The following is a 24,709-nucleotide window of genomic DNA, read 5'->3' on the forward strand; positions in this document are numbered from 1 at the left end:
GTGGGCACCCCACCGACGTCGTCCCGGCCAAGCGCAGCGCGAGCCGGGACCCATACGCCGCGGCCCGCGGAAGTGGCACAAGGGGAGACGGCTTCTCTCACATCTGCCAATGGTGGTTATGGGTCCCTGCGTTCGCAGGGACGACGATCCAGAATCGTCAGCTATTCCTCAATCTCGCCCCGGCGCCGCCGCCGAACATCGGGATCCGGTTCACCGCGAGCACTACCGCAAAGGTGATCACCAGCATGGCGATCCCGAGCACGGAAATCGCGGCGAGGTCGCCGCTTTCGTTGAGGTCATAGATCAAGACCGACAGCACCTTGGTCTGCGAGGTGAACAGCACGATCGCCGCGGATAACTCCCGCATCACGCCGATGAAGATGAAGCACCATGTCGCGATCACGCCGGTGCGCAACAAGGGCGCCGTGATCTGGCGCAGCGATTGCAGCCGGGTCGCGCCGAGGATGCGGCTGGCGTCCTCCAGTTCGGGGTGAATGGTCGCAAACGCCGCCTGCAGTTGCTGGTAGGCAGAGGGCAGATTGATGGTGAGGAATGCCAGCAGCAGGATCCACAGCGTGCCGTAGAGCACGAAGGGCGGCCGAGTGTAGCTCAGGAATAATCCGACGCCGAGCACGATGCCGGGCACCGCGACCGGGGCGGTGGCGAGAAAGCCGAGCAGGCGATGGCTTGCGATGACACGGCGCGTCGTGACATAGGCGACCACGAGCGCCAAAATCGTGCCGATGGTCGCCGTCGATGCGCCGAGGATCACCGTGTTCTTCAGCGCGAGCTGGGTCGACGACAATTCAGTGAACACGAACACGATGTTGTGCAGCGTCGCCGTCGATGGCGTCACTAACGTGGTCGCGTTCGGCGAGAACGCCGCGTTCAGCAGCGCGAAATAGGGCAGGAACACCGGATTGAGCAGCACGAACAGGCAGAACGCCAGCGCTGCCCAACGCCAACCCTTCATCTCGACCGGACGCGGTGCGCCATATTTGCCGCCGACCACGGAAAAGCCGCGGCGGCCGAGCAGGAATTTCTGGCCCTGCAGCAGCAGGATCGTCAGCAGCAGTAACGGCACGGCGGCGGCTGCGGCGAGTTCGAGCTTTGGCGGATACTGGAACAGGCTCCAGATCTTCGTCGTCATGGTGTGGAAACCGGCCGGTAGCGCCAGGATCGCGGGCGATCCGAACAACGTCATCGCCTGCAGGAACGCGATCAGCGCGCCGGCCACTAACGCGGGCAGTGCGAGCGGAATCGTGACGCGCCGCGCCGTGGTCCAGGCCTTGCCGCCAAGAATGGCGGAGGCGTCTTCCAGTTCGCCCGGCATGTTGTCGAGCGCGTTGGCGACCAGCACGAAGACGAATGGAAACGTGTAGCAGGAGATCACGAAGATCAGCCCGGTCAGCGAATAGATGTCGAACAAGGGATCTTCAGCTCCGGTGAGGTAACGATAGAGCTGATTCAGCATGCCGCTGTTCGGCGCCGCCAGCAACTCCCAGGCGACCGCGCCCAAAAACGGCGGCGTCACGAAGGAAGCCGTCACCAGCGCGCGGATGATCTGCCGCCCCGGCATGTCGGTGCGCGACACCAGCCAGCCGATCGGAGCGGCGACGATGCAGCAGATCACCGCCGAGGTGGTAGCGATGATTGCCGTCGTCAGCAGTGGATCGAGGAAAGAGGGGTCGGTGAACAGCGTGACGAAATTCTGCAGCGTCGGATGTCGCGCCTTGTCGGTGAACGCGTAGACCATCAGCCAGGACAGCGGCAGTACGATCAGCACGATCATGAAGGCGGCGAACAGCCACAGCACAGGACGCGTGAGGTCGATGCGGGATTTTGGGGCGTCGGTGGTGGTGATGGTCATTTGATCCACGAGTCAGCTCTCTCCCTCATCCCTGAGGAGCCGCGCAGCGGCGTCTCGAAGGATGAATGGCACCAGCGGGGTTTCATGGTTCGAGACGGCGCTAAAGCGCCTCCCCACCATGAGGGTCTAAACCCTGAACAGCCGCGCATAGCGCGTCTTAATCTCCTCCGTCATCTTCTCGACGCCCTCGGCATCTTCCTTCATCAGCTTGATGTCGGAGATCTTCCGCCGCCCGGGCTTCGACTGCACCTGCGCGTGCACGGAATACTGCGCGGTGAAGTCGCTGAAGAATTGCTGGGTCTCGCGCGTATGCAGCCAGGCCTGAAACAACTTCGCGGCGTTCGGATGCTGCGCGGTCTTGAAGATGCCGGTCGGCCCGGAAATCGTCGGCGTGCCCTCGGTCGGGTAGACCGGCTCGACCGGCTGGCCGGCTTCCTTCAACAGCACGATGCCGTATTCGTTGCCGTCGGCCATCACGGCGCGCTCGCCGAGCGAGAGTTTCTTCGGCGGATCGGTCGACGATTGCACCTGCATCACGCGCTGTTTGGCGAGCTTTTCCATGTATTCCCAGCCGAGCTCGCGCACGAGCTGAAACGTCGCGGTCATGATGGTGCCGCTATAGGCGGGGTGGCCCTTGACCATCTTGCCCGCCCATTTTTGGTCGAGCAGGTCGGCAAAGCTCTTCGGCGCGTCTTCCGGTTTGACGAGATTGGTGTTGTAGGCGATCGACGACAGCCACAGGCGGGACGTCGCGAACATGCCGTCAGGATCGCGGTAGCTATCCGGAAAATGCTTTGCGACATCCTCGGGCACGAACGGCATCAGCCAGCCGTTCTTCTTCCAACTGATGAAATGCGAGGCGTCGGATGAGTTGACGATATCGGCAGCGCGAATGTTGCTCGCAAACTCCTGGTCGATGCGCTGAAACAGCCGCTCCGAACCGGAGCGCTCGATCTGGATGCTGACGCCCGGAAAGGCCGCCTCGAAGGCCTTGCCGAGCTTTTCGCCGACCGGCAGGTCCATCGAGGAATAGAAGATCAGCTTGCCTTCCTTCTTCGCCGCCTCCACCAGCGCTGATGTGATCGCGACAGGTTCTGGCGCCTGGGCGCGAACAGGGGAGGCGAATACGGTGCCGACCGCCAGCGCCGCCGAGCCTTGCAGGATGTCGCGTCTTGAAAGCTTTCGTCCCTTCATCGCGTCCTCCTGTTCTTGCTTTTGTTTACCGGCTCAGCGCCCGGCAGCGCTCGGGCGGCAGCGTCAGCCAGATCTCGCTGCCCTTTTGCACGTTGGTTTCGGTCGGTGTGGTGGCGCGCAAACTGGTGCCGTCGGCGACCTCGACCATGTAGTCGCGTGCGGCGCCGAGATAGACCTGCCGCGTGACGACCGCCTTGATCGCGTTCTCTGGTGAAGCCGGCGCCTGCGTCGAAAGCCCGATATCGTGCTGGCGGATGGCGACCACGGCGTCCTGGCCTGCCGTGAGCGGTGCGCCGACCACCTTCAATGTCGCGCCCGCAAAGGCAACATGGTTGCCGTCGCGCGCGGTGCCCTTGATGACATTGCTGGCGCCGATAAAACGCGCGACGAATTCGGACTCGGGCCGTGCGTAAATGTCCTCGGGCGTGCCGAGCTGGTCGATCTTGCCGCCGTTCATGACAGCGATCAGGTCGGCCGTGGTCATGGCCTCCGACTGATCATGGGTGACATAGACGGTGGTGTAGCGATATTCGTCATGCAGCCGGCGGATTTCGAACCGCATCTCCTCGCGCAAATTCGCATCGAGATTGGAGAGCGGTTCGTCGAGCAATAGCGTTTCGGGTTCGACGATCAGCGCGCGCGCCAGCGCCACGCGCTGTTGCTGGCCGCCGGAGAGCTCGCCGGGATAGCGCTGCGCCAGCGCCTCGAGTTTTGTCGTGGCAAGGATCGCCGCCAGCTTCTTCGCAATGGTGTCGCGGTCGAGCTTGCGCAGGCGCAGGCCGTAGACGATGTTTTCCGTCACCGTCATGTGCGGCCACAGCGCGTAGCTCTGAAATATCATCGACATGTTGCGCTGCTCGGGCGGCAGCGTGCGCGCGCGTGACGACACCAGCCGGTCTCCGACATGAATCTCGCCGTCGGACGGTTCCAGAAAACCGGCGATCAGCCGCAGCGTCGTGGTCTTGCCGCAGCCGGACGGGCCGAGCAGGCAGACCAGTTGTCCATGATTGATTTTCAGGGAGACCTTATCGACCACTGCAAGCGAGCCAAATCGCTTGGTCAGGCCGCGCAAATCAACCGACGCCAATCGTCTCACTCCCACTCATGGTTCTTGCACGGATCAGCGCCCGGCTTGGTATGCCAGTATACGCACTAATGCGGGTTCGAAAAGAGTAGGAGGGGTGGAGCGAACCGATACCCATCATTTAGATGCAGCCAAAGAGGCTGCGCGGACACGGCCTCTCTCACCATGTGAAATATCGTGACGCCTCCCGCGTGCGCAGGGACGACACCAGAGCCTCGTTCTTACGCCCCGACATTCTCCCCGAGATATTCGATCGCGGCTTCGGTTCCGCCCTTGCCGTGCGGGATGCCAAGCGCGTTGAGGCCGACCTCGACGACGCCGAGCGTGCCCAGGATCATTGGCGCATTGACATGGCCCATGTGGGCGATGCGAAAAGCCTGGCCGGAGAGGTCGCCGATCCCGGTGCCGAGCACCACGCCGCATTTCTCCTTGCAGTAGCGCTGCAGCGCCAGCGGATCGTGGCCGTTCATGGTTACCGTCGTCACGGTGTTGGACCGCTCATTGGCTTCCGCGATGTTGAAGCCGAGCACCTGGCCCTCGCTCCAGACTGCCACTGCGCGGCGCACCGCTTCGGCGAGCAGGCGGTGGCGCAGATACGCGTTTTCCAGCCCCTCGACATGCAGCATGTCAATTGCCTTGCGCAGCGCGAACAACAGATGCACCGGCGCGGTGCCGGCATATTTGCGGTAATGCTCGCTGCCCTCGCGCTCGGTCCAGTCCCAATAAGGCGTCCGCAGGTTGGCCTTTTTATGCACCTCGCGGGCGCGGTCGTTTGCGGCGACGAAGCCTAAGCCCGGCGGTGTCATCAGGCCCTTCTGCGAGCCGCACATCGCGACGTCGATACCCCATTTGTCCATCTCGAACGGCATACAGCCGAGCGAAGCCACGGTATCGACCATGAACAGTGCCGGATGGCCCGTCGATTTGATCGCCTTGCCGATCGCTTCGATGTCGTTATAGGCGCCGGAAGCCGTATCGACCTGCACCGCGACGATCGCCTTTATGCTGTGATCGTTGTCCTGCTTCAGGCGCGCCTCGACCTCACTCGCGCGGATCGCGCGGCGCCAGTCGCCCTTGAGCACCTCGACCTCGGCGCCCATTGCCGCCGCAGCCTGGCCCCAGCCGATTGCAAAGCGCCCGCTTTCCAGGACCAGCACCTTGTCACCGCGCGACAGCACGTTGGAAAGCGTCGCCTCCCAGGCGCCGTGGCCGTTGGCGATGTAGATGTAGGATTTGCCCCGGGTGGCGAACAATTTCGAGAGATCGGCGAGCAGGCTTTCGGTCAGTTGCACCATCTGATCGGAATAGATGTCGAGTGCCGGGCGGTGCATTGCCTGCAGCACTTCGTCGGGCATGGTGGTGGGTCCCGGGATGGCCAGAAATTCCCGGCCCGCGCGAACGGTCATTTGTTGGTTTTCCTTATGGGCAGATAGGCGAATTCGAAGCGTTGGAGATCTGGCGACACAATATTGGATCCCAGCTGTCATTGCGAGCGCAGCGAAGCAATCCAGAGTCGCAAAAAGATCAAATTGCTCTGATTGCTCCGCGCCCTTCCATGATCGACTAGGTCACTTCCCCATCGCATTCGCGATCGCGCGCCAGATCTGATCCTTCAATTCGGTCGCCGGCGGGCTCGGGATCGTGACCGCAGGCCCTTCGCGCTTCCGGCAGGCCTCGACCAGCCGCAGCACCCAGATTTCGCCGTCGGTGTAATAGAGGTCGCCGCCGCCATTGCGGCCCGCGATCGTCGGCCCAACGCCGGTGACCTGGTATTTCGCATCCACCATGCCGGCATTTTCCAGGTCAGTCGCAAGCAGCGCGCGCTCGGCGTCGAGATCGGGCGAGATGTGGTGCGTGACCGCGACGGTGTATCGGCTGACCCCGACGCCGCGATCTTCCGTCGCCGCGCCCAGCCAGACCGGGCGCTTCTCCGCGCCGCTTTCCAGCACCTTCCAGTAACGCACATGGTTGCGGCGATCGGCGCTGCTCCCGATCGGCCTTTCAAAGGCGAGATCCTCGCGGCGGCCGAGATAATACAGATTGCTCACCGGCGCGTCCTTGTACGGCCTGTCGAGCAGCACGCTGCCGATGATCTCGATCGAGGATTTCAGCGTGATCCGGTCGGCCGGATACCACCCCGCAGCATGCATCGCGCAGACCACGTCGCGCTGGTCTCCGATCAGCCCGACATTCATGGGATCGCCGGGAATGCCCTGCGCGGTGCGCGTCACCATCGGCATGCTGGTCAGCCCGCGCTGATGCTCGTAATGCGTCCAGAACCCAGGCAGCACCAAATAGGCGAGCAGTCCGTAACTGCCGAGGATGAGAAGCGTGAGCAACAAAACGCGGTTCAGTCGCGAATGATCTCGAACCTTGGCCACGTCTCTGAGCTCTCGCCGCTTCCGTTGTGGAGGTAGGATACTCGATAGTGCGGGGCCTTCATCCTTCGATGACGGCGCTTCGCGCTTCCTCAGGATGAGGTTTGAGACCCTCATGGTGAGGAGGCGCGCCAGCGCCGTCTCGAACCATGAGGCCACGGAATGTCGCTACCGCCGCGTCTCGCGACAACCGGCGGCTTCGGCCTCCTCAACCGAGCAGAACCAGCGTGTGCCCTTTGATATCTTCATCTCGATCTTCGCATACCAGCGGCTCGTCGGCTGGTGATAGATGCACTCGCCGGCGCGATTGACATTGCCCTTGATGGTACAGTCGGGCGAGGGCGCGACCGGTCCGGATGCCGAGGCCAGCAGCACCGCCCTGGCATTCTCCGGCGGCGTGACGGCGCCGAGAACGGCGGTTTTCTTGTTGCGGATGCGCCAATCCCACGGCGCGATGAACGCACCCTGCCACATCCCGGCCTTGGCCTCGCGCGCGGCCTTCTCGTCTGTCTCGTAATCGCGCGAAATGCGCGTCAGCGCCAGCGCCCAGCCGTTCGACACCAGCCATTTCTGGATGTCCTCACCATCGGCCTCGCAGCGCGCCACCGTGCGGCCGCGGCGATCCGCCACGGCTCGGGTGTGACAGGTCCAGATCTTAGCCCCGAAGCGTTTGATCAGTTCGTCGCGCGCGGCGGCGCCGCAGGTCCAGCGCTCGCCCTTGGTGTTGAGGCAGAGCTGATCGACGGAAGGCGCGTCGATGCCGCCGAGGCGAATGCGGGTATTGCCGATCTGAAGCTGATCGCCCTCGCGGATTTTTGGAATGCCGGTGATGTCGGCCGCATGTGAGGTGACGGGCAGCAACGACAGCAAAAGGATGGAAATCAGCGTCCGTAGTTTCATCGGCAATCCCGGTGGCGAAATGATGCGGATTGTGCGGACAATGGCGCCGGCTTGCCAGAGGAGGGGTGTCGCATCGCTTTCAACTTCCCGTCATTGCAGGCAGTGGGAAGGCGTCCTGGCTCGTGCTGTCGTCACCCGCGAAGGTGGGTGAGCCAGTATTCCAGAGCAGGCGCGATCCGCAAAGGCCGCGGCGTATTGGATACCCCGCTTTTGCGGGGTGTGACGAGCAGCGTTAGTCGCGTCCACCCTTCGCCATCGCCCTCCGCGCCAATGCCAGCCCCATCAACACGAACGCCGACGTCACCTCCGGCCCGCCGACCAGAATCCGCGTCGGCGTCTTCATCTTGTTCCACTCATAGGCCCGGTAGGGCCCGTGCCTGCCGCCTTCGCCGAGATGCTCGACGATGCAGGCGAGCGCCGGCGCGAACGTCGAGACGTCGGCGCCGAGATGCGCTAGTGCCACTAAGGCCAGCGCGGCGTCGAACGGGTTCATCTCGCGCGCGATCAATTCGCCCTCGACATAGGCGAGCACCCTCTCACGGATTAACGCGAACGTGCCGTCCGGATCGATCGCCTGCCGTGCGGCCTCGGGCAATGCCATGAACGCGGCATGGCAGCGGCCGAAGTAGGCGCAGTAGAGTTCCGGCAGGTAATAGATATGCGAGCGCGGGTTCTTGAACGCGCCGCTTTCCGCCAGCCGCCGCTGGAAGCCCAGGATGCGATGCACCGTCTCCAGCCGCTGCGGCGTCTCCAGGACCTTCCAGCGCTTTAGATTACGGAAAGAGACTTCGAGAATATCGAGATTGAGCGTTGGGTCGAGGTCGTTGCCAAAGGGTCGCTCGCCGGCGAGATTGTCGATCCAGGTGACGACGCCGCCCTCGTAATCGATATTGTCGTTCAAGGGCACCGTGACGCGCGGCTCGTTGGCGCCCTCGCGGACCTGATAGCCGCGATAGAAATCCAGTAACGGCTGGTCGAGGATCGGATCGGTCGAGCCGGCCTGGGTCGCGGCCGAGAACGAGCACGCCGTGGTGTCGCAGTCCGGCACGTAGATGCCAAAACCCAAATCCTGCTTGATCTGCGAGAAGAATTTTGAGAACCGCGGATGCGGCAGCGGCGCCAGCGCGGTGATCACGTTCACGGTGGCGCCGTCATGCGCTGGCACTTCCTCGGCCGAGGTCTTCAGGCAAAAATCCACCATCTCCGAGACCGCGCGCTTTGAGGCCGCGGCCTCGTCCGCAGACGCCAGCCCGGTCTCGACGTAACTCAGCAGCGCCTCGGTGAAGAAGGCGTCGTAATAGGCCGAGCGGTGGCGGATCTGCATCGGCTGCCACATCGGCTCAGCGACCCCTCGCCAGGGTGGATTGATCAGGGCGCGCGCCGGCGAATGCGCGATAAAAATCCGCGCCAGGCTGAACAGCAGCGTCGAGTTCTTGTAGCCGCGTGAGTTCAGCCCGGTCAGCGCCATCAGCATCTCGCGCCCGCCCATGTCGGCATCGCCGATCAGGTTGAAGGCGGCATAGGTTGGGACGAAGCCGTTTTTGGCGAATGAGCCCAGCAGATGCGCGCCGCAGCGGCGGATCACCCGGTCGATCTCGGCATCATCGGGCGCCCGGCCCGGCGCTGCCACCGGCTTAGGGGCGGGGTGGCTCACCCCGATATCGGCCATCAGCTCGGCGATCGGCTGCCCCACCGCGGCCCAGTCCGGCTCAGCCTCATCGCGCGCCCTGCGCAGCGCCTCCTGCAACGCGCCGAGCCGCTTCTGGTCGCGCAAGGCCGGGTGCCCGGTCCGCCGGAGCAGCGGCCGCAGCGCCGGGTTGCCCAGCGCGGTCCGATAGAACTTGCCGAGATGGGGGTCGCCGCCGCGGTATTTCAACAGCACGGGGTCGCAGACGTCGTAGAGCGACGGGCCATCTTTCCGCGCGGTCAGCGCCCGAAATGCGGCGCCGGCAATGGTAGAAAAGCCCATTCAGTGTCTTTCCGCCGGAACGGTGAAGGGAGGGCCGCGTTGGAGCACGATCCGTAAAACTCCGGTAGTCCCGGGTTTTTGGAACGGGCTCGATGGGGAGTCCATGCAGCCACCGCCGGCCGGATGGGCCCGCAAGCCCTTGAAAACTAACCAAATCCAGCGAAGAATACAAATGTGATATAGATCACTTAGCTGGTATCACCGCCCCGCCATAGTCGGCGGCAATTGGCTCCATGCGTCAATTGAGGTTGTTCGGGAGGGCCCGACAGGCTAAAAGGCCGTTGTTGCGGTGCCGCAAATTGAGCGCAATTGGACGGCACACACCCGGCAACCCCTTCAAACCCGAACGGTCCTGACGCGACTAACTGGCGCGGTCTTGTTTGGCGCTTTGGACAAACTTGGGAATGGAAACGCGATGAACCTTGGTCAGCTCTGCATTTCCCGCCGCACCGTCACCATTGCGGTGGCGTTGGTCGGCCTGGTGTCGCTGGCGATCGGCGCCCATGCCGCGCTGAACAAGCGTTCGCTCGACGCCGCCAAGGCGATCGGCACCGAGCAGACCGGCTCGATCGGCACCTCCGCCAATCGCGTCGCGCTGGTGATCGGTAACGGCCATTATCCGGACGCCGCCGCGCCGTTGTCCCAGCCGATCAACGACGCCCGCGGCCTCACCGCCGCGCTGCGGGCCAAGGGTTTTGATGTCGACGTGGTCGAGGACGCCACCAAGGACGACATGGCCCGCGCAGTCTCCCGCCTGAAAGACAAGGTCAAGCAGGACACGGTGGCGATGCTGTTCTTCGGCGGCTACGGCGTCCAGGTCGGCCGCGAGAGCTTTATGATTCCGGTCGACGCCGCGATCTGGAAGGAAGCCGATGTGCGCCGCGACGGCGTCAGCATTGAGCAGGTGCTTGATACGATGACCGAGAAGGGCGCCAAGGCCAAGCTCGTCGTCGTCGACGCCTCTCGTCGCAACCCCTATGAGCGCCGCTTCCGCTCCTATTCGCACGGGCTGGCCCCGATCTCCGCGCCGGAGAACGCGCTGATCCTGACCTCGGCGACGCCGGGCAAGGTCGCCGACGACGGCAAGGGCCAGTACAGCGTGCTGGTCACCGAGCTGCTCAACAATCTGGACTCGCAAGTGGGCGCCGCCAGCGCCTTCAACAAGACCCGCATCTCCATCTCCCGCGCCTCCGACGGCGAGCAGGTGCCGCAGGTGTCGTCGTCGCTGCTGGAAGACGTCCACCTCGGCGGGTAAGGCGCGCCGAGCTCTCTCCCCCGTCGTCCCTGCGAACGCAGCGACCCATACGCCGCGGCCCGCGCAAATGGCACACGGGGAGACGGCTTTGCTTCTACGATTCAGCGCGGTGGTTATGGGCCCCTGCGTTCGCAGGGGCGACGGATAGTGTGGCGGCAGACCGGCTCAAAACAATCAGATCACTAAGATCCCGCCACTCCAGATTTTCCCGCTCGATCAATTCGATCTTCCAATCCCGCTTCCAGCGCTTGAGCTGTCGGCCCGCTCGAATGCCTCCACATAAACCAAGCGGTAAACGCCGTAGGTTTTGACGAACGATGACCCCTCGCCATTGCGATGCTGCTCCATCCGTTTCGCCAGCGAGTTGGTCACCCCGATATAGAGCGTCCCATGACGCCGGCTCGCGAGGATGTAAACGTAATACATGCGCGAAGCCCCTCGTCCCTGCGAACGCAGGGACCCATACCGCGTGATCTATCGATAGGCCGCGGTGGCAGACACCTTAGCACGCAACGAAAGCCGGTGGTTATGGGCCCCTGCTTTCGCAGGGGCGACGGACCCCTACTTCCCGTCCGCGCTCGCCGTCACCGCCCGCACCGGATCGCCCTCGCGCAAGAGCGCGCCGGCGCGCGCCACCACGATGTCGCCTTCCTGCACGCCCGAGGTGATCTCGACCTGGCCGGCCGACATCAGCCCGGTCTCCACCCGCCGCGTTTCGACGCGGGCGCGCCGCACCACCTGCACCACGGTGCCGGCGGAGCCGTAGAGAATCGCGGTCAGCGGCACCGCGACTCCGCAGCTCTGCCCGGTCTTGATCTGCGCGCGGCCTGAAGAATTGACGAGCAGCCGCCGGTTGGTGGTGACGCCGATGAACACCTGCGCGAGCTGGCTGTTCGGCTCCACCGTGGTCGACAGACGCCGCACCTTGCCGTCGACCTCGCCGGCGCCGATCACCTTGATCCGTGCGGTCTGGTTCACCTGCAGTTTGGCGATATCGCGCGTCGGCACCATGCCGACCAGATCGAACTCGCCGCGCGCGATGATCGAGAACAGCGCTTCGCCCTTGGCTGATGCCATCGCGCCGACCGACGCCGTGGTGGCCGAGATCACCCCGCCCACCGGCGCCTGCACCGTGATCTGCCCGCCTTCCGGCAAACTCAGCTTCGCCAGCACCTGCCCCGCGGTGACGCTATCGCCAGCATCCACCATCACCTCGGCCACCTTCAGCCCCATCCGCTCGGGCCGCACCTGAGTCTCCTCGCGCGCAATGATGGTGCCGGACACCTCGACGATGTTGGCAAAGCAGGATTTCGCGGCCTTGAGCACGGTGACGGCGGCGCCTTTGGGCGCGGCGGGGTCGGTGTCGTCAGCGGCGAGGAGGGGGGAGGAGAGGGAGAAAAAGCCTGCCATGATGGCGGGGGCCAGCTTCGGCAATAGGAGGCGCGCGGTCATCAATATTCGTTCCCGGTTTTAGGACGCCATGGATATCAGAACGGCGGTCAACTCGCCAACCGGTCACGGGCTTCCGAAAAGCCCGGATTCGCCACAAGTTGATCATGAACGAAAACTGCCTTTCATCCGCAGGACAGAGTTGGTAGCAAGGTATGCGACAAAGTGAAGCCCGAGCCGATCAAGAAGCCGCCGGTCGACCTTGACGCGTTCTGGGCCCGGCTCGACGCCCTTGGCGCGCGATTTCCTGCCGGACCGCATTCCCGATGAGCCGCCGGCGGAGCCGGACCCGCGCGTGTTCTTCGAATGATCCGTCGGCAATCAAACCCACATGGCGCTCGCCGAAGGAAAGCCTGGAAAATGCCATGCATGTTTTGAAATGGGGCGACAGCCTGGCCGTGAGGCTATGCGCAATCGCACGCGAGACCGCGGGTGCAGCGAGCACCCGGTCTTCCCTGCGCCCTCTGATTTTCATGGGGCGGAGAATAGGGCAAATCCTCGGGCGCAACGGTGCTGCGGGAGGATTTCTGCTGTTTGAAATGTGAAGCGAGCGTGCGGCACATTCGCTGTCGTCCCTGCGAACGCAGGGACCCATACGCCGCGGCCGGCGTAAGGGGCACGCGGGGAGACGGCTTTGCTTCAACAAATCCGCGCGGTGGTTATGGGTCCCTGCGTTCGCATGGACGACGGGGAGGGGACGACGGCTACTGCATCTTCTTCCGTCGTGCCGCGGCCGCCGCCGCATCGACCACATTGTCGACCGACTCGCGCCAGGCCGTGATCTCCGCGGCCAGGATCGGATGATTGAATCCCTTCAGATTGAGATCATCGATCGGCCGGCCCTCGACCCATGGTTCGACCATGCCGTAAACGCGCCGGCTCACCACGATCTGGTTGGCCTTGGCTTCGTCGCAGAGGCGCGAGGCGAGATTGGTGACGCTGCCGATCGCGGCGTATTCCAGGCGCTGCTCAAAGCCGATCTGGCCCAGCGTGGCGTAGCCGAGCGCGATACCGATACCGAAGCCGAGATTGTGGCCGCGGTTGCGCCACTTCTCGGTCAACCCGCCAATGGTGTCGCGCATCTCCACCGCCATCCGCACCGCGCGCGCGGTGTGGTCCTCGAACTGGATCGGCGCGTTGAACAGGATCATCACGCCGTCGCCGGCATAGCGGTCGAGCGTGCCCTCATACTTGAAGATTAGCTCGCCGAGAGCTGCGTGATATTCGCGCAGCACGTTCATCGCCTCTTCCGGCTCGGTGGTCTCGGTGAACGCAGTAAAGCCGCGCAGATCGCAGAACACCACCGTCACCTCGCGGCGGTGGCTGTCGAGCAGGCCCTCATGGCCGTCGGAGGAGGCGATCAGTTGCGCCACCTGCGGCGCCAGGAAACGCTCCAGCCGCCGGATGCGCTCGATCTCGCCGAGCTGCGTCTCCACGCGCTCCTCCAGCGATCTGTTCCAGTCGCGAAGCTGGTCGGTCTGCTCCTGCAGCTTGCTGGCCTGTTCGCGCACGATGTCGTTGGCGGCGAGCAGCTCGCGGCTCTTGTGGTCCACTTCGGAAAACAGCCGCGCATTGCGCATCGCCAGCACCGCCTGGTGCGCAAAGGTCTTCATCAGGCCGATCAGATTGGCGGAGAATTCGCCCTCGTTCCGCCGCAGCACCACCAGCGATCCCAAAATGCCGGTCTGGTCGACCAGCGGCACCACCAGCACCGAATGGAAGCCGGCCTCAACAGCGACATCGCGCAGGGCATGTTCGGACATCGCGCTAAGCTGGGGGATCGCGATTGGCTCGCCGCTCATCGCGGCCTCGCCGAGCGGCGAATGGTCGGCGTCGATGGCGCGATGGCGGCCTTCGGCCGCCTTGTCGATGCCGATGGCCTCAGTGAGGCTGAACTGATGATTGCCGGCGTCATAGCCGTAGATCAGCACGGCGTCGGCATGCGTGATCTCGAGCGCGCGCGCGGCGACCGTCGGCAGCACGGCATTGAGATCGAGCGAGGAGGCGACCGCGCGGCCGACCTCCTCGAGCACCTTGAGCTCGTTGATCGATTGCGCCAGGTCCCGCGTCCGCTCCTTCACCTTGGCTTCGAGGTTCGAATAGGTCTCGGCGAGCTGGCCCGCCATGCCGTTGAACTGGTTGGCGAGCTCCTCCAGTTCGTCGGACGTCTTCACCTCGATGCGGTGGCCGAAATCGCCGGCGCCGAGACGCCGCGCGCCGGCCTGCAGCGCCGTGATCGGCACCAGCAGGCGCCGCGCCATGATGGTGCCGGCGATGATCGCAACCACGAGGCCGAGCGCGATCAGAAGCGCGATCCGCACCAGTTGATCGCGGATCGGCGTCAGCGCCTGCGCCGTCGGCTGTTCGAAGAACACGCGCCAGCCGAGTTTCGGCACCAGGCTCGAGGTTGTCAGCACGGCATCGCCATTGGCATCCAGGCCCGACCTTGGCGCGACGCCGCCGGGCTTGCTGATGGCCGCGACCTGCGGCAGCGCCGACAGATTCTTACCGACCTCGGGCCCCTTCGAGGACGTCGCCAGCACCTCGCCCTTGGAATCCGTGACATAGGCATACGCCACCCTACCGACCTGGGCGTCGATCAGGAACTCGGAGAGGAAATCGAGGTCGATTTCGGCGACCGTGATGCTGCCGTCGGCATGCGACAGCGCGATCGACATGAACGGCTGCTGGTCGCGCAAATAGGCCGGCGCAAAGCTGGTGCCGCGCGAGACGGTTTCGGTGAATCTGACATCGCGGGAGAAATCGGCGTTGCTGCCGAGCGTGACGGTCTGGCGCGTCAGGCGGAGCTGTTCGCGGCCCTCGGCGCTCAGCAGCGAGAGCTGGCTGACCTGCGGCACCTGCCGCAGCAATTGGGTGTAGTCGGCGCGGCGCAGGTCCAGTGTGTTGGAGGAGGCACGCGTCACCCAGGAGATCTGCCGCTCCAGCTCGGACATCGATTGCGCGATCCGCTTGGCGGTTGCCTCCGCCTTGTCAGACATGCCGTCGTGGAGCGAGCTCTTGATGCCGCGATAGGTGATCCAGATTTCCATCGCGCCGTTGACGGCCAGCACGAACACGACAAGCCCGACCAGCGCGACGACGTATTTGGCGAACAGCCCCTCGCGCAGAAACCCGTGCCTGTCCTTGCCCTCGCTCATCCGGACCCTCGTGCGCCACGCCGTGAGCGTGCGCATCCGTTCGTCGCTTGCTGCGGGGCCGGCCGCAATGGGGCCCCGGATGAGGGCCTGTTTAGCACGAATTGACGGGGCCAGCGGGTCTCGGCCGGCATGGTTAGCCCCGAATTTAGGCAGGAAGCGGGGGGATTCATTGTCATGCGCAAGCCCCGCTTAACCTCGCCCCGCGAAGAGCGGGGCGAGGGAGTCGCCGCCTCAGCGATTGAACAACTGCCGCAACACCTCGTTCATCGGCTGGCTGTCCTGCTGCGCGGTCGTATCGCTCGGTGGTGCGGGAGCTGCCGGCTCGGCTGGCGCGGCTTGGGCCGGCGCCTCGGCGGGCGAGGTCGGCGTCAGGCTCCGTTGGCCACCCGGGCGCGTGCCGCCCTGGCCCTGGCTCTGACCCAATCCACCCAAGCCTTGAATGAGATTGCCGATGGTCTCACCAAGCTGGCCGCCGAGCGGATCGTTCGGTTTGCCGCCGGCCTGGCCGGTGCCGGACGCGGCGCCCTGTCCACCGGCAGCGCCCGGCTGCCCGCCGAGCAGGCTGCCGATCGCAGCCCCGAGCCCGGCGCCGTTCTGGCCGAACAGCCCCTTGCCCATTTCCCTCAGCCTGGCATAGGCCGCGTCCGGATTGTCGAGAATGCCCTGCATCTCCGGATAGATCCGTGGGCTGCCCCACGGACCCTCGATCATCACGGGAATGCCGAACCCGACCGGATCGCCGGCGCGGCCCTGGCCTTCGGTGGTCATCACGAGTTTCGGCTCGACGCGGAAGCCGATCTGCTTGGTGCCGAGATCAATGGTGCCGACGCCAGTCATCTTCACCAGCGGGCCGACCAGGTTGAGATCGGTGGTCTGCGCCTGCCCCTTGTCGATCCTGAAGGACGCTGACAATTGCGACAGATCCGTCGCCTTTTCATCGCTCGCCTGCCACCCGGACAAGGTACTCGCCGTCAGCGAGCGGATCATCTGCGCGACATTGAGCCCCTTGATGGCGCCGTCCTGGAACACGACGAAGGCGGTGCCCGCCATGTTCGACATGATCGCGCGCTGGCTGGTGCCGGAGGAGCGCACGCTGATCTTCGCCTGCATCTTGCCGTCGAGCCTGTCGAAATCGGCAAGGCCATCCAGCAGCGGCAGCGCGCGCACGCCGGTGAGGTCGGCCCGCATCGTATAGGTGGGATTGGCGGCGGAGACGTCGAGGGTCAGATCGCCATTGGCGTTGCCGTCATAGGCGCCAAGGTTGGAAACCTGCGCCTTCAAGACGCCGCTCGCGAGCGCGGCGTCGATCGCGGCAGGGGTGAAGCGCGCGTCGCCAATTTTGAGTTCGGCCGCGGAAATGCGCGCCTGCAGGTCCACATAATTGAGCCCGTTGACGTCGATCGTCGCATTGCTCCAGGGCTGCGCCGAAGAGTCGCCGGTGCTGCGCGACATCGCGACCGTGAGCCGCTGGAAATCGAGGTCGAGCTTCACCAGCGGCTTGCTCGACAGATCGACCGAGGCCCAGCCGTTGAACGCGCCGTCGCCGAGCGCGCCGGTGACGCCATTGATCATCACGACCGAACCATTGAGGCGGGCTTCGGCCTTGGCCGTGAGCTGGGCGTGCAACAGGCCGGGCGCGTCGATCTTGATCTCGGCCGGAATATTCTGCCGCTCGATCGGGGCTGCGGGCAGCGCCGCCTTGGCTTCGACTTTCAACGGATAGCCGCCGCTGCTGCGCGCGCTGCCGGTCAGCCTGACCTTGCGGTCGGCATCAATGGTGATGTCGGCGTTGACGGTCTCGATCCTGTTCTCGACCCGATCGCGCAGGTTGGAGAACACAATGGTGCCGCCGGTAACGCTGACATGCTCGATCGAAAAGGCGTCAGCCGGCTTGGCGGCGGCGGGCCTCGAGGAAGGATTGGCCTCCCTCACGCGTTCGCGCTGCAGCGGCAAATTCACCACCGGGCGGACGATGACGAGCTCGGTGATCTGCGGCCGGCCGGCCCACAGGCTTGCCAGCGTCACGTCGGCCTCGATGCTTGCGGCCGCGAAGCGGCGGTTGATGTCGCGGTCCTTCGGATCCTGCAGCGTGACATCGTTCAGCCGGATGTTGAGCGATGGCCACAGACCGATCTTGGCACCCCCATTGATGGCGAGCTTGTAGCCGGTCTCGCGCTCGACCCGCTCCTGGATCTCGGCCTTCAGGAAGCTCGAGGGGATGCCGATCAACAGCAGCAGCGCGATGATGGCGATCACGGCGGCAATGGCGGCGCCGGTAATTTTCAGTGCTCTCATATCGACATTCCAGACCGCGCAAACGGCTCTTATTTCGGTGGCTCGACACGCCGTCGCAACCGGTCAGGCGAGCTTATCCCGGAAAGGGATAGTGCCCAAAGCAGCCAAAAATATTCCGCGGGTACTGCAAAGTTATGTGACTTATGACACACTTGCCGGCGCGGGAATCCTGCTAACCGGCATTCGGGGCGGTAGAGCCGATCTGGAAGGCAATACAATGAGTAAACAGGCCGAATTTGCGGTCATTTTGAAAATGAATCCGATGTTTGCGGATTTGGGCGCGGACGAATTGCAGCGCATCTCCGGCCTTTGTCACACCCAGCAGCTCGGCGTCGGCGAAATGTTGTTCCAGAAGGGCGATCCCGGCGACGCCCTGTACGGCGTCCGCCGCGGCCAGATCCGGATCGAAACCGGCGCCTCCGACGGCAGCCGCCTGACGCTGAATTTCATGGGTCCCGGCGATCTCTTTGGCGAGGTCGCCGTCCTCGACGGCCAGAGCCGCACCGCGGACGCCACCGCCGGCGAACCGTCGGAACTGTTCGTTCTGCGGCGCGAGGATTTCCTCGCCTTTCTGGAACGCGAGCCCAAGGTCGCGATCAAGATCATGATGCTACTCTGCCAGCGCATCCGCTGGCAGAGCGAGCGAATGGAGGAATCCGTGCTGCAGCCGCTGCCGGTTCGCCTGGCGCGCCGGCTCTGTGCGCTTGCTACCGATTTCGGTTCCGAAGTGCACATCTCGCAGGAGCAGCTCGGTGTCTTTGTCGGCGCCGCCCGCGAAAGCGTCAACCGCCAACTGCAGCTCTGGCGCAAGGACGGCATTCTGGACCTGCAGCGCGGCAGAATCCTGCTGCAGAACATGACCAAACTGACGGCGGTGGCGAGGAACGAGTAGGTTCCCCTTCATCGTCAGGCGTGACCTGCTGTGGTTTGCATGAGCAGGATACTCAAAGAAGTGATCGAGCATGCCGAGACCTGGCCTTTGGAGGACCAGGAATAGCTTGCCGAATACGCCCGCGAGATGGAGGCTCGCCGGACGGTGTCTATACGATGTCAGACGACGAGCGGGCGGCGGTAACCAAAGGACTTGCTGAGGCCGATCGCGGCGAATTCGTGTCGGATGAGCTGATTGCGAAGGCCGACAAGCAGCACGAAGGATGAGAGCACGCTCTACGCCCGCGGCGTTCTCCGATCGAGAGCGAATCCTCGAGTATTTGAGAGAACGATCTGCTGGCATTGCGAAGAAACAAGCGGCTGGCATTCGCGAGGCAGTAGCGCAGCTCAAGACCATCCACACAGCGGTTATCGGACGGATGATCCTGGTGTGCGGGTATTTGTCGTCCATTACCCTACGGGATATTCTATCGTGTGCGCGACGCGTAGAGATCTTGCACATCAGGCACACATCTCGAAGAGCGTGGAGAAGCGATCGATAGCCGGAACCGCTTGAGGCGCGCTTGCTCACAGTTACTCTGCCGCGGGCGACATTGCCGGCGGCGTCGCGGGCGGCCCCTTGGCAGGCGGCTTGTTGTGATGACCCGATCCATGGGCGCCGGGCTCCGTCTCCGCGCTGGAGACGATCAGCTTGCGGCCGAACCGCCAGAACAGGGCGCCGAGATCGTCCATCACCATGAACATCGCGGGCACGAACACCAGCGACAGGATGGTGGAGAAGATCAGGCCGCCGATCACCGCAAGCGCCATCGGCGAGCGGAATTCGCCGCCGGCGCCGAACGCCAGCGCTGACGGCATCATACCCGCGGCCATCGCGATCGTGGTCATCACGATCGGGCGCGCGCGCTTCATGCCAGCGTCGATGATCGCTTCGTCGCGCTTCTTGCCCTCACGGATCGCCTCGACCGCGAACTCCACCAGCATGATTGCGTTCTTGGTGACGATGCCCATCAGCATCAGGATGCCGATCCACACCGGCGTCGTGAGCTGTTTGCCGGTCAGCAGCAAGGCGGCGATGGCACCGCCGATCGAGAGCGGCAGCGAGAACAGGATGGTGATCGGCTGCAGGAAGGTGCCGAACAACAGCACCAGCACCGCATAGACCATCATCAGACCGGCAGTGATCGCAGTCGCAAAACCTTCCGATAGCTCGTTGAGGCTCTCAGCGTCGCCGGAGGGGCTGACCTTCACGCCCTTCGGCAGGCTCTTCATGACCGGAAGGTCGTAGATCATCTTGGTAGCGTCGCCAAGCGCTGCGGTGCCGACGAGATCGGCGGCGACGGTTGCCTGCCGTTCGCGGTCGTAACGGTTGATGCTGGTCGGGCCCTGATCGAGCTGGATGTCGGCAACGACCGAGAGCGGCACGCCGCCGCGTTCGCCACGCTGGCCGAGCGGCACGCGCAATTGCTGCAGCATCTGCAGGTCGCTGCGCGCGTTATCCTCGAGCTGAACGCGGATCGGCACCTGACGGTCGCCGGCGTCGAATTTGGCCAGGGCCGGGCCGACATCGCCGATGGTGGCGACACGGATCGTTTGCGACAGGCTTTCGGTGGAGACGCCAAGCCGGGCCGCCAGTTCGGCGCGCGGACGGATGCGAAGCTCGGGCCGGTCGAGCGAGGTTTCCGAAATCACGTTGGCGATGATCGGAATCCGCTTCATCTGCGTTGCCAGCTCGCTGGCGACATTGTTGACGATGTTGCTGTCGACGCCGGTCACAACAAGCGAAATCGCGCGCAGGCCGTTTTCGTCGAGGAACCAGAAACGGATATCGGGAACGTTTTCCAGTTCCTGGCCGATTTCGAGTTCGAGCTGCCGCTGGGTAATCTTGCGATCGGCCTTCGGGGTGTAGTTGATGATCAGCGCGGCGCGGCGGACTTCCTGCGTCCCCGGCGGCACCCGGCCGCCGTCGACGAAGATGCTCTTCACCTCGGGGCGCTTACGCAGGCGGGCGACGATTTCCTCCGTAACCTTTTCGGTGTAGGCGAGCTGCGAGCCCGGGGGCAATTCCATCGCCAGCAGCGAGCGCGCGGTGTCCTGCGCCGGCAGGAAACCTTGCGGTAGCAGCGTAATGCTCCAGATCGAGGCGGCGAAGACGCCGAAGCCGATCAGCACGGTGATGAAGTAGTGTCGCACCGACCAGGTCACGAGCTTGGTGTAGGTCTGCAGGATACGCCCAGGCGGCGGATCCTCATGCGGGTGATCCTTGAGGAAGTAGGCGGCGAGCACCGGCGTCACGAAGCGCGCCGCGAGCAGCGAGAAGAATACCTGCACCGAGACGGTGATGCCGAATTGCTTGAAGAACTGCCCGGCGATCCCTGACATGAAGCTGGCGGGAGCAAAAATCGCAATGATGGTCAGCGAAATCGCGATCACGGCGAGGCCGATTTCGTCCGCGGCTTCGAGCGCTGCGCGATAGGGCGACTTGCCCATGCGCATGTGGCGCACGATGTTCTCGATCTCAACGATGGCGTCATCGACCAGAATGCCCGTCGATAACGTGATGGCGAGGAAGGAGACGAGGTTCAGCGAGAAGCCGAGCAGGTCCATCGCCCAGAACGCCGGAAAAATCGACAGCGGCAGCGAGATCGCGGCGATGATGGTCGCCCTGATATCGCGCAGAAACAACAGCACGACGACCACCGCAAGGATCGCGCCCTCGAACAAGGTCGAGATCGCCGCATCGTAGTTGCCCTTGGTGAAGTTGACCGAGGTATCAATCAGCTTCAGGTCGACATCGGGATAGGCGACCTTCAGCGCATCAATGCGCTTCTGCACGGCGGCGGCGACCACGACGTCGCTGGCACCCTTCGAGCGTTTGATGCCAAGCGCCACCACCGGCTCGCCGTTGAAGCGGGCAAAGGTCCGGCGATCGGCAATGGTGTCGGTGACGGTGCCGAGATCGTCGAGCCGGACCTCGCCACCGCCGAACAACGGGATCATGGTGCCGGCGAGCTCGTTCAGCGTCTTGGCGCCGGCGAGCGTGCGGATCGCCTGGTCGCTGTTGCCGATTCCGGCCCGGCCGCCGGCGACGTCGACATTGGTGCCGCGCAATATTTGGCTAACATTGACGGCGGTGAGGCCGGCGGCCTGCAGCCGGTCTGGATCGAGCGAAACGAGAATTTCGCGCTCGACACCGCCGATGCGCTCGACTTGCGCCACGCCGCGTACGCCCTGCAGCGCGCGCTTGACGACGTCGTCGACGAAATAGGAAAGCTGCTCCGGCGTTTTGCCGGGCGAGATGGCGGCATAGGTGACGATCGGCAGCCCGATCACGTCGACGCGCTGAATCAGCGGCTCGTTGACGTTCTGCGGCAGGTTGGCGCGAACGCGGGTGACGGCGTCCTTGACGTCGTTCAGCGCGCGATCGGTGTTGGTCTCGAGCGCGAACTGGATCGTCGTCACCGACAGGCCGTCGGTGATCGAGGACGAAATATGCCGCACGCCCTCGACGCCGGACACGCCGTCCTCGATCGTCTTGGTGACCTGCGACTCAAGTTCCGAAGGCGCGGCGCCGAATTGCGCGACCGCGACTGAAATCACGGGGATGTCGGCGCTCGGCAGCCGGGTCACCGCGAGCTTGGTGAAGCTGACCCAGCCCAAGACCAGGAGAATGATTGAAAAGACGATCGAAGGAAGCGGGTTCCGGATCGACCAAGCCGAGATGTTCAAAGCCATTAGCGTGCCCGCGTGCGCTCGAGTTCGTCGGCGAACATGGTCTTGATCTGGTCGCCGTCATGCAGCGAGGTGCCAGCATCGGCCACGACGATTTCGCCGACATCGAGGCCTTCAAGAATTTCAGTTGAGGTTTCGGAGGTCAGGCCGACGCGTACCTTTCGCGTCTCGATGGTGTTGCCCTTGACGACCTGCAGGGTCAGGCGGTCGATGGCGGTGCGCGGGACGGCGACGCCGCAGGAACGCTTGGCGTCGATATTGGCGCGCGCAAACATGCCGACCTTGAGTGAGGGATTGTTGTTAAGCGAAATCCGCACCTTGCCGAGCTGGGTGGTGCGGTCGATCTGCGGCGAGATCTGCCGGACCTTGCCGACGACATCGGGCGCATCGTCACGGCTGATGCGCACCGTGGCACCTGGATTGAGTTTGAGCAGATGAACACTCGGCACTTCGGCTTCGAGTTCGATTTCATTGTTCACGGAAATCCGGAACATCGGACCCGCCTGCGGCGAAGCCGGCGCGCCGACCGCGGTTCTGACTTCGGTGACGAGGCCGGCAGCGGGCGCGCGAAGTGAGACCGGCCCGGGCCTGCCGGCCGGGGCGCCCGGTACTTGCGGCGGCGCCGTGAGGCGCGCCAGCTCCTGATTCTCGGTGACCGTGTCGCCTTCCTTAACCAACAGGTCGGTGACTCTGGAGCCCTCTTGATCGACTCCGATCTGGGCCTCGCGACGCGGCACTATGAAGCCGGTGACGCGCACCATGTCGGAAAAACAGGCATTGGTGGATTTGGCCACGATCACCAGCGCTTGGCCCGGCGTTTCCTTTTCTTCCGCGCGGGGACGGTGCTCGAACCAATAATAGCCGACCGCGAGAGCAGCAACGAAGGCCCCCCCGAGCGCAGGTTTGAGGTATTCGGAGAATTTCATCGCCGGATCAATCCAGACTGGAAGTCAAATCAAACAGGGCGCATGTGGCCGGCCGAAGACCAGCCATGGAGCCCAAAACGAATACGTCCCGCACTTGTGCTGCGGGACGTATTGTAACCGGAAAATATTGCTCGGCGCCACGCCTTTACTTGCAGATCCTTACTTGGATGCGTTCGACGCCGTGGCCTTGTTTTCCATGTTGACGACCTGAACGCGGCGGTTCACTTCCGCCATCGGCTGGCTCGGATCCTTCAGCTTGCTCTTGCCGTATCCGACAGTCACGAGATCGGTGCCGTTGATGCCGTATTTGTCGACGAGGTAGCGCTTGATCGCGTCGGCGCGGCGCTCCGACAGATCCTGGTTGTAGGCTTCGCCGCCGGCCGCGTCGGTGTGGCCCGCGACCACGAAGGTCGAACCTTTGAGGTCATTGTTGGTGAGCGCGCGGCCGAGCGCCTGAACCGACGGCAGCGACTTCGCGCTGATGTCGGCCGAGTTGTAGTCGAAATTGATCTCGAGATCGATCTTCGGCTTGTCCTTGACGACGGCGGCAATCTCTTCGCGCTCGGCGGTCGATAGCGAACGCGTGGAGCGGCCGCGGATCTTCTGGACGAATTTACTCTCGGCAGCGACCGCGGTCGGGTCGACGGTCTGTTGCGGGCCGACCGAAAGGCCGCGGGTGAGTGGCTTCTTCTCCGGCGCCAGCGCGCGGATGATCTGATCTTCGGTAACGTTCCTGTCCTGCGCGAAGGCGGTTCCCGCACTTAAGCACATTGCGGCGCCGAGCGTCGCAACCGAGGCGATCGCGGTTATATTCTTCGTTGAGAAATATGCCATTGCCAGTCCCTCCTGCGGGCTTCCCACGCGGTTCCAACGTCATCCAAATGAGCTGCCGGACCTTGGGTGGCGGCCGGCTGCTTGTCTTTAGTGTGGGCGCCCGCCGCAGGGTTCGAGGCGCCGCCCGCCTTCTACCTGAAAAATCGTCACTGCACCCCGTAATCGGCGAATTCCTTGACGATATTGGGGTCCATTGCCTTCGCATTATTAATATCGAGATCGCCTTCCGAGATCGAGCCGTTGCGCTTCTTGGCAAGCCCGCGACCGTACAGCGACGACGTCAATCTTGGGTTGATCTTGAGGGCGGCGTCGAAATCAGCAATTGCATTCTTGTTCTGGCCGCTTTTCAGGTTGACGAGGCCGCGGCTGTCGAGCGCGTCGACGAAATTCGGTCGCAGCCGCAGCGCCTCGTTGCAATCCTTCAGCGCTGCCTGCAGGTCGCCGATCACCGTGCGGGCCCAGCAGCGGTTGTTGTAGGCTTCCACATCCTTCGGGTTCAGCCGCAGCGAATTGTTGAAATCCTTGATGGCGAGCTCGTAGGCCCCTTTGCTCGCGTAGACCTGTCCGCGCCGGTACAGCGCGGCGGCATCGTCCGGATTGTCGTTGAGCTTGGCGGTCAGGTTCTTGATGGTCGGGTCGTCGGCCAGCGCAACCGCAGTCGGGCTGGGGCTCTCGACAGGCTTGGCCGGCGGCGGGGGCGGCGGAATCGCGGCTTCAACCGGCTTTGCTGGCGCCGGAGGAGGCGGGGGTGGCGGAGCAGGCGCGGCGACCTGG

At 63.9% G+C, this 24,709-nt stretch carries 16 protein-coding genes and 1 pseudogene; 2 read left to right on the forward strand and 15 right to left on the reverse strand.

The genetic code is table 11. The annotated features are described in order from the left end of the window. Positions 1-157 precede the first annotated feature (157 nt). From HCN58_RS31760 to HCN58_RS31790, 7 genes are all read right to left on the reverse strand, one after another. Entirely contained in the window at positions 158-1,870 is a 1,713-nt protein-coding gene (locus HCN58_RS31760) for an ABC transporter permease (RefSeq protein WP_171583309.1), read from the reverse strand. 126 nt (positions 1,871-1,996) lie between these two features. Next, the gene (locus HCN58_RS31765; RefSeq protein ID WP_171583285.1) at positions 1,997-3,064 is read right to left on the reverse strand and encodes a substrate-binding domain-containing protein; all 1,068 of its coding nucleotides are present in this window, start codon (positions 3,062-3,064) and stop codon (positions 1,997-1,999) included. A 25-nt stretch (positions 3,065-3,089) separates the two neighbouring features. Beyond that, entirely contained in the window at positions 3,090-4,151 is a 1,062-nt protein-coding gene (locus tag HCN58_RS31770; protein ID WP_171583286.1) for an ABC transporter ATP-binding protein, read from the reverse strand. A gap of 218 nt (positions 4,152-4,369) precedes the next feature. Beyond that, positions 4,370-5,554, reverse strand: coding sequence for a pyridoxal-phosphate-dependent aminotransferase family protein (locus HCN58_RS31775; RefSeq protein WP_171583287.1), 1,185 nt, complete (start codon positions 5,552-5,554; stop codon positions 4,370-4,372). 162 nt (positions 5,555-5,716) lie between these two features. After that, complete coding sequence (locus HCN58_RS31780; protein WP_311966923.1) at positions 5,717-6,529, reverse strand: LssY C-terminal domain-containing protein; 813 nt, start codon at positions 6,527-6,529, stop codon at positions 5,717-5,719. Positions 6,530-6,694: 165 nt separating this feature from the next. After that, a complete protein-coding gene (locus tag HCN58_RS31785) occupies positions 6,695-7,426 on the reverse strand; it encodes a thermonuclease family protein (protein WP_171583288.1) in 732 nt (243 codons plus the stop codon). Positions 7,427-7,658: 232 nt separating this feature from the next. Beyond that, complete coding sequence (locus tag HCN58_RS31790) at positions 7,659-9,395, reverse strand: hypothetical protein (RefSeq protein ID WP_171583289.1); 1,737 nt, start codon at positions 9,393-9,395, stop codon at positions 7,659-7,661. 415 nt (positions 9,396-9,810) lie between these two features. Between HCN58_RS31790 and HCN58_RS31795 the strand changes: the two genes are divergently transcribed. Continuing rightward, positions 9,811-10,650, forward strand: a complete 840-nt coding sequence (locus tag HCN58_RS31795) for a caspase family protein (RefSeq protein WP_171583290.1) — start codon at positions 9,811-9,813, stop codon at positions 10,648-10,650. Positions 10,651-10,822: 172 nt separating this feature from the next. Here HCN58_RS31795 and HCN58_RS31800 read toward each other — a convergent pair. The 4 genes and pseudogenes from HCN58_RS31800 to HCN58_RS31815 form a co-directional block, all read right to left on the reverse strand. After that, a pseudogene (locus HCN58_RS31800) lies at positions 10,823-11,076 on the reverse strand (GIY-YIG nuclease family protein); the annotation flags it as partial. A gap of 135 nt (positions 11,077-11,211) precedes the next feature. Next, positions 11,212-12,102 carry an efflux RND transporter periplasmic adaptor subunit gene (locus tag HCN58_RS31805; RefSeq protein WP_171583291.1) on the reverse strand — a complete coding sequence of 297 codons (891 nt, stop codon included), beginning with the start codon at positions 12,100-12,102 and terminating at the stop codon, positions 11,212-11,214. A gap of 701 nt (positions 12,103-12,803) precedes the next feature. Beyond that, a complete protein-coding gene (locus tag HCN58_RS31810; RefSeq protein ID WP_171583292.1) occupies positions 12,804-15,257 on the reverse strand; it encodes an adenylate/guanylate cyclase domain-containing protein in 2,454 nt (817 codons plus the stop codon). Between the two features lie 231 nt (positions 15,258-15,488). Further along, complete coding sequence (locus HCN58_RS31815) at positions 15,489-17,552, reverse strand: AsmA family protein (protein ID WP_171583293.1); 2,064 nt, start codon at positions 17,550-17,552, stop codon at positions 15,489-15,491. Between the two features lie 217 nt (positions 17,553-17,769). Here HCN58_RS31815 and HCN58_RS31820 point away from each other — a divergent pair, with 217 nt between their 5' ends. Next, positions 17,770-18,444 (forward strand): Crp/Fnr family transcriptional regulator, encoded by a 675-nt coding sequence (locus tag HCN58_RS31820; RefSeq protein ID WP_171583294.1) that lies wholly within the window; start codon positions 17,770-17,772, stop codon positions 18,442-18,444. Between the two features lie 572 nt (positions 18,445-19,016). On the opposite strand, the gene HCN58_RS31825 is transcribed toward HCN58_RS31820, so the two are convergent. The 4 genes from HCN58_RS31825 to HCN58_RS31840 form a co-directional block, all read right to left on the reverse strand. Next, positions 19,017-22,178, reverse strand: coding sequence for an efflux RND transporter permease subunit (locus HCN58_RS31825; RefSeq protein ID WP_235984068.1), 3,162 nt, complete (start codon positions 22,176-22,178; stop codon positions 19,017-19,019). Continuing rightward, positions 22,178-23,101, reverse strand: a complete 924-nt coding sequence (locus HCN58_RS31830) for an efflux RND transporter periplasmic adaptor subunit (RefSeq protein ID WP_171583295.1) — start codon at positions 23,099-23,101, stop codon at positions 22,178-22,180. Before HCN58_RS31830 ends, HCN58_RS31825 begins: the two co-directional genes overlap by 1 nt. 159 nt (positions 23,102-23,260) lie before the next feature. After that, positions 23,261-23,935 carry an OmpA family protein gene (locus HCN58_RS31835; protein WP_171583296.1) on the reverse strand — a complete coding sequence of 225 codons (675 nt, stop codon included), beginning with the start codon at positions 23,933-23,935 and terminating at the stop codon, positions 23,261-23,263. Positions 23,936-24,081: 146 nt separating this feature from the next. After that, positions 24,082-24,709, reverse strand: a 628-nt coding sequence (locus HCN58_RS31840; protein WP_171583297.1) for a tetratricopeptide repeat protein, incomplete at its 5' end; no start/stop codon positions are given.

Origin of the sequence: Bradyrhizobium australiense (assembly GCF_013114825.1) — a bacterium.
Taxonomy (GTDB): Bacteria; Pseudomonadota; Alphaproteobacteria; order Rhizobiales; family Xanthobacteraceae; genus Bradyrhizobium; species Bradyrhizobium australiense.

Coding starts and splice junctions, on each gene's coding strand:
- HCN58_RS31820 (WP_171583294.1), top strand. CDS start 17,770: ATGAGTAAACAGGCCGAATTTGCGGTCATTTTGAAAATGAATCCGATG.
- HCN58_RS31830 (WP_171583295.1), bottom strand. CDS start 23,101: ATGAAATTCTCCGAATACCTCAAACCTGCGCTCGGGGGGGCCTTCGTT.
- HCN58_RS31790 (WP_171583289.1), bottom strand. CDS start 9,395: ATGGGCTTTTCTACCATTGCCGGCGCCGCATTTCGGGCGCTGACCGCG.
- HCN58_RS31760 (WP_171583309.1), bottom strand. CDS start 1,870: ATGACCATCACCACCACCGACGCCCCAAAATCCCGCATCGACCTCACG.
- HCN58_RS31810 (WP_171583292.1), bottom strand. CDS start 15,257: ATGAGCGAGGGCAAGGACAGGCACGGGTTTCTGCGCGAGGGGCTGTTC.
- HCN58_RS31785 (WP_171583288.1), bottom strand. CDS start 7,426: ATGAAACTACGGACGCTGATTTCCATCCTTTTGCTGTCGTTGCTGCCC.
- HCN58_RS31805 (WP_171583291.1), bottom strand. CDS start 12,102: ATGACCGCGCGCCTCCTATTGCCGAAGCTGGCCCCCGCCATCATGGCA.
- HCN58_RS31835 (WP_171583296.1), bottom strand. CDS start 23,935: ATGGCATATTTCTCAACGAAGAATATAACCGCGATCGCCTCGGTTGCG.
- HCN58_RS31815 (WP_171583293.1), bottom strand. CDS start 17,552: ATGAGAGCACTGAAAATTACCGGCGCCGCCATTGCCGCCGTGATCGCC.
- HCN58_RS31795 (WP_171583290.1), top strand. CDS start 9,811: ATGAACCTTGGTCAGCTCTGCATTTCCCGCCGCACCGTCACCATTGCG.
- HCN58_RS31775 (WP_171583287.1), bottom strand. CDS start 5,554: ATGACCGTTCGCGCGGGCCGGGAATTTCTGGCCATCCCGGGACCCACC.
- HCN58_RS31825 (WP_235984068.1), bottom strand. CDS start 22,178: ATGGCTTTGAACATCTCGGCTTGGTCGATCCGGAACCCGCTTCCTTCG.
- HCN58_RS31765 (WP_171583285.1), bottom strand. CDS start 3,064: ATGAAGGGACGAAAGCTTTCAAGACGCGACATCCTGCAAGGCTCGGCG.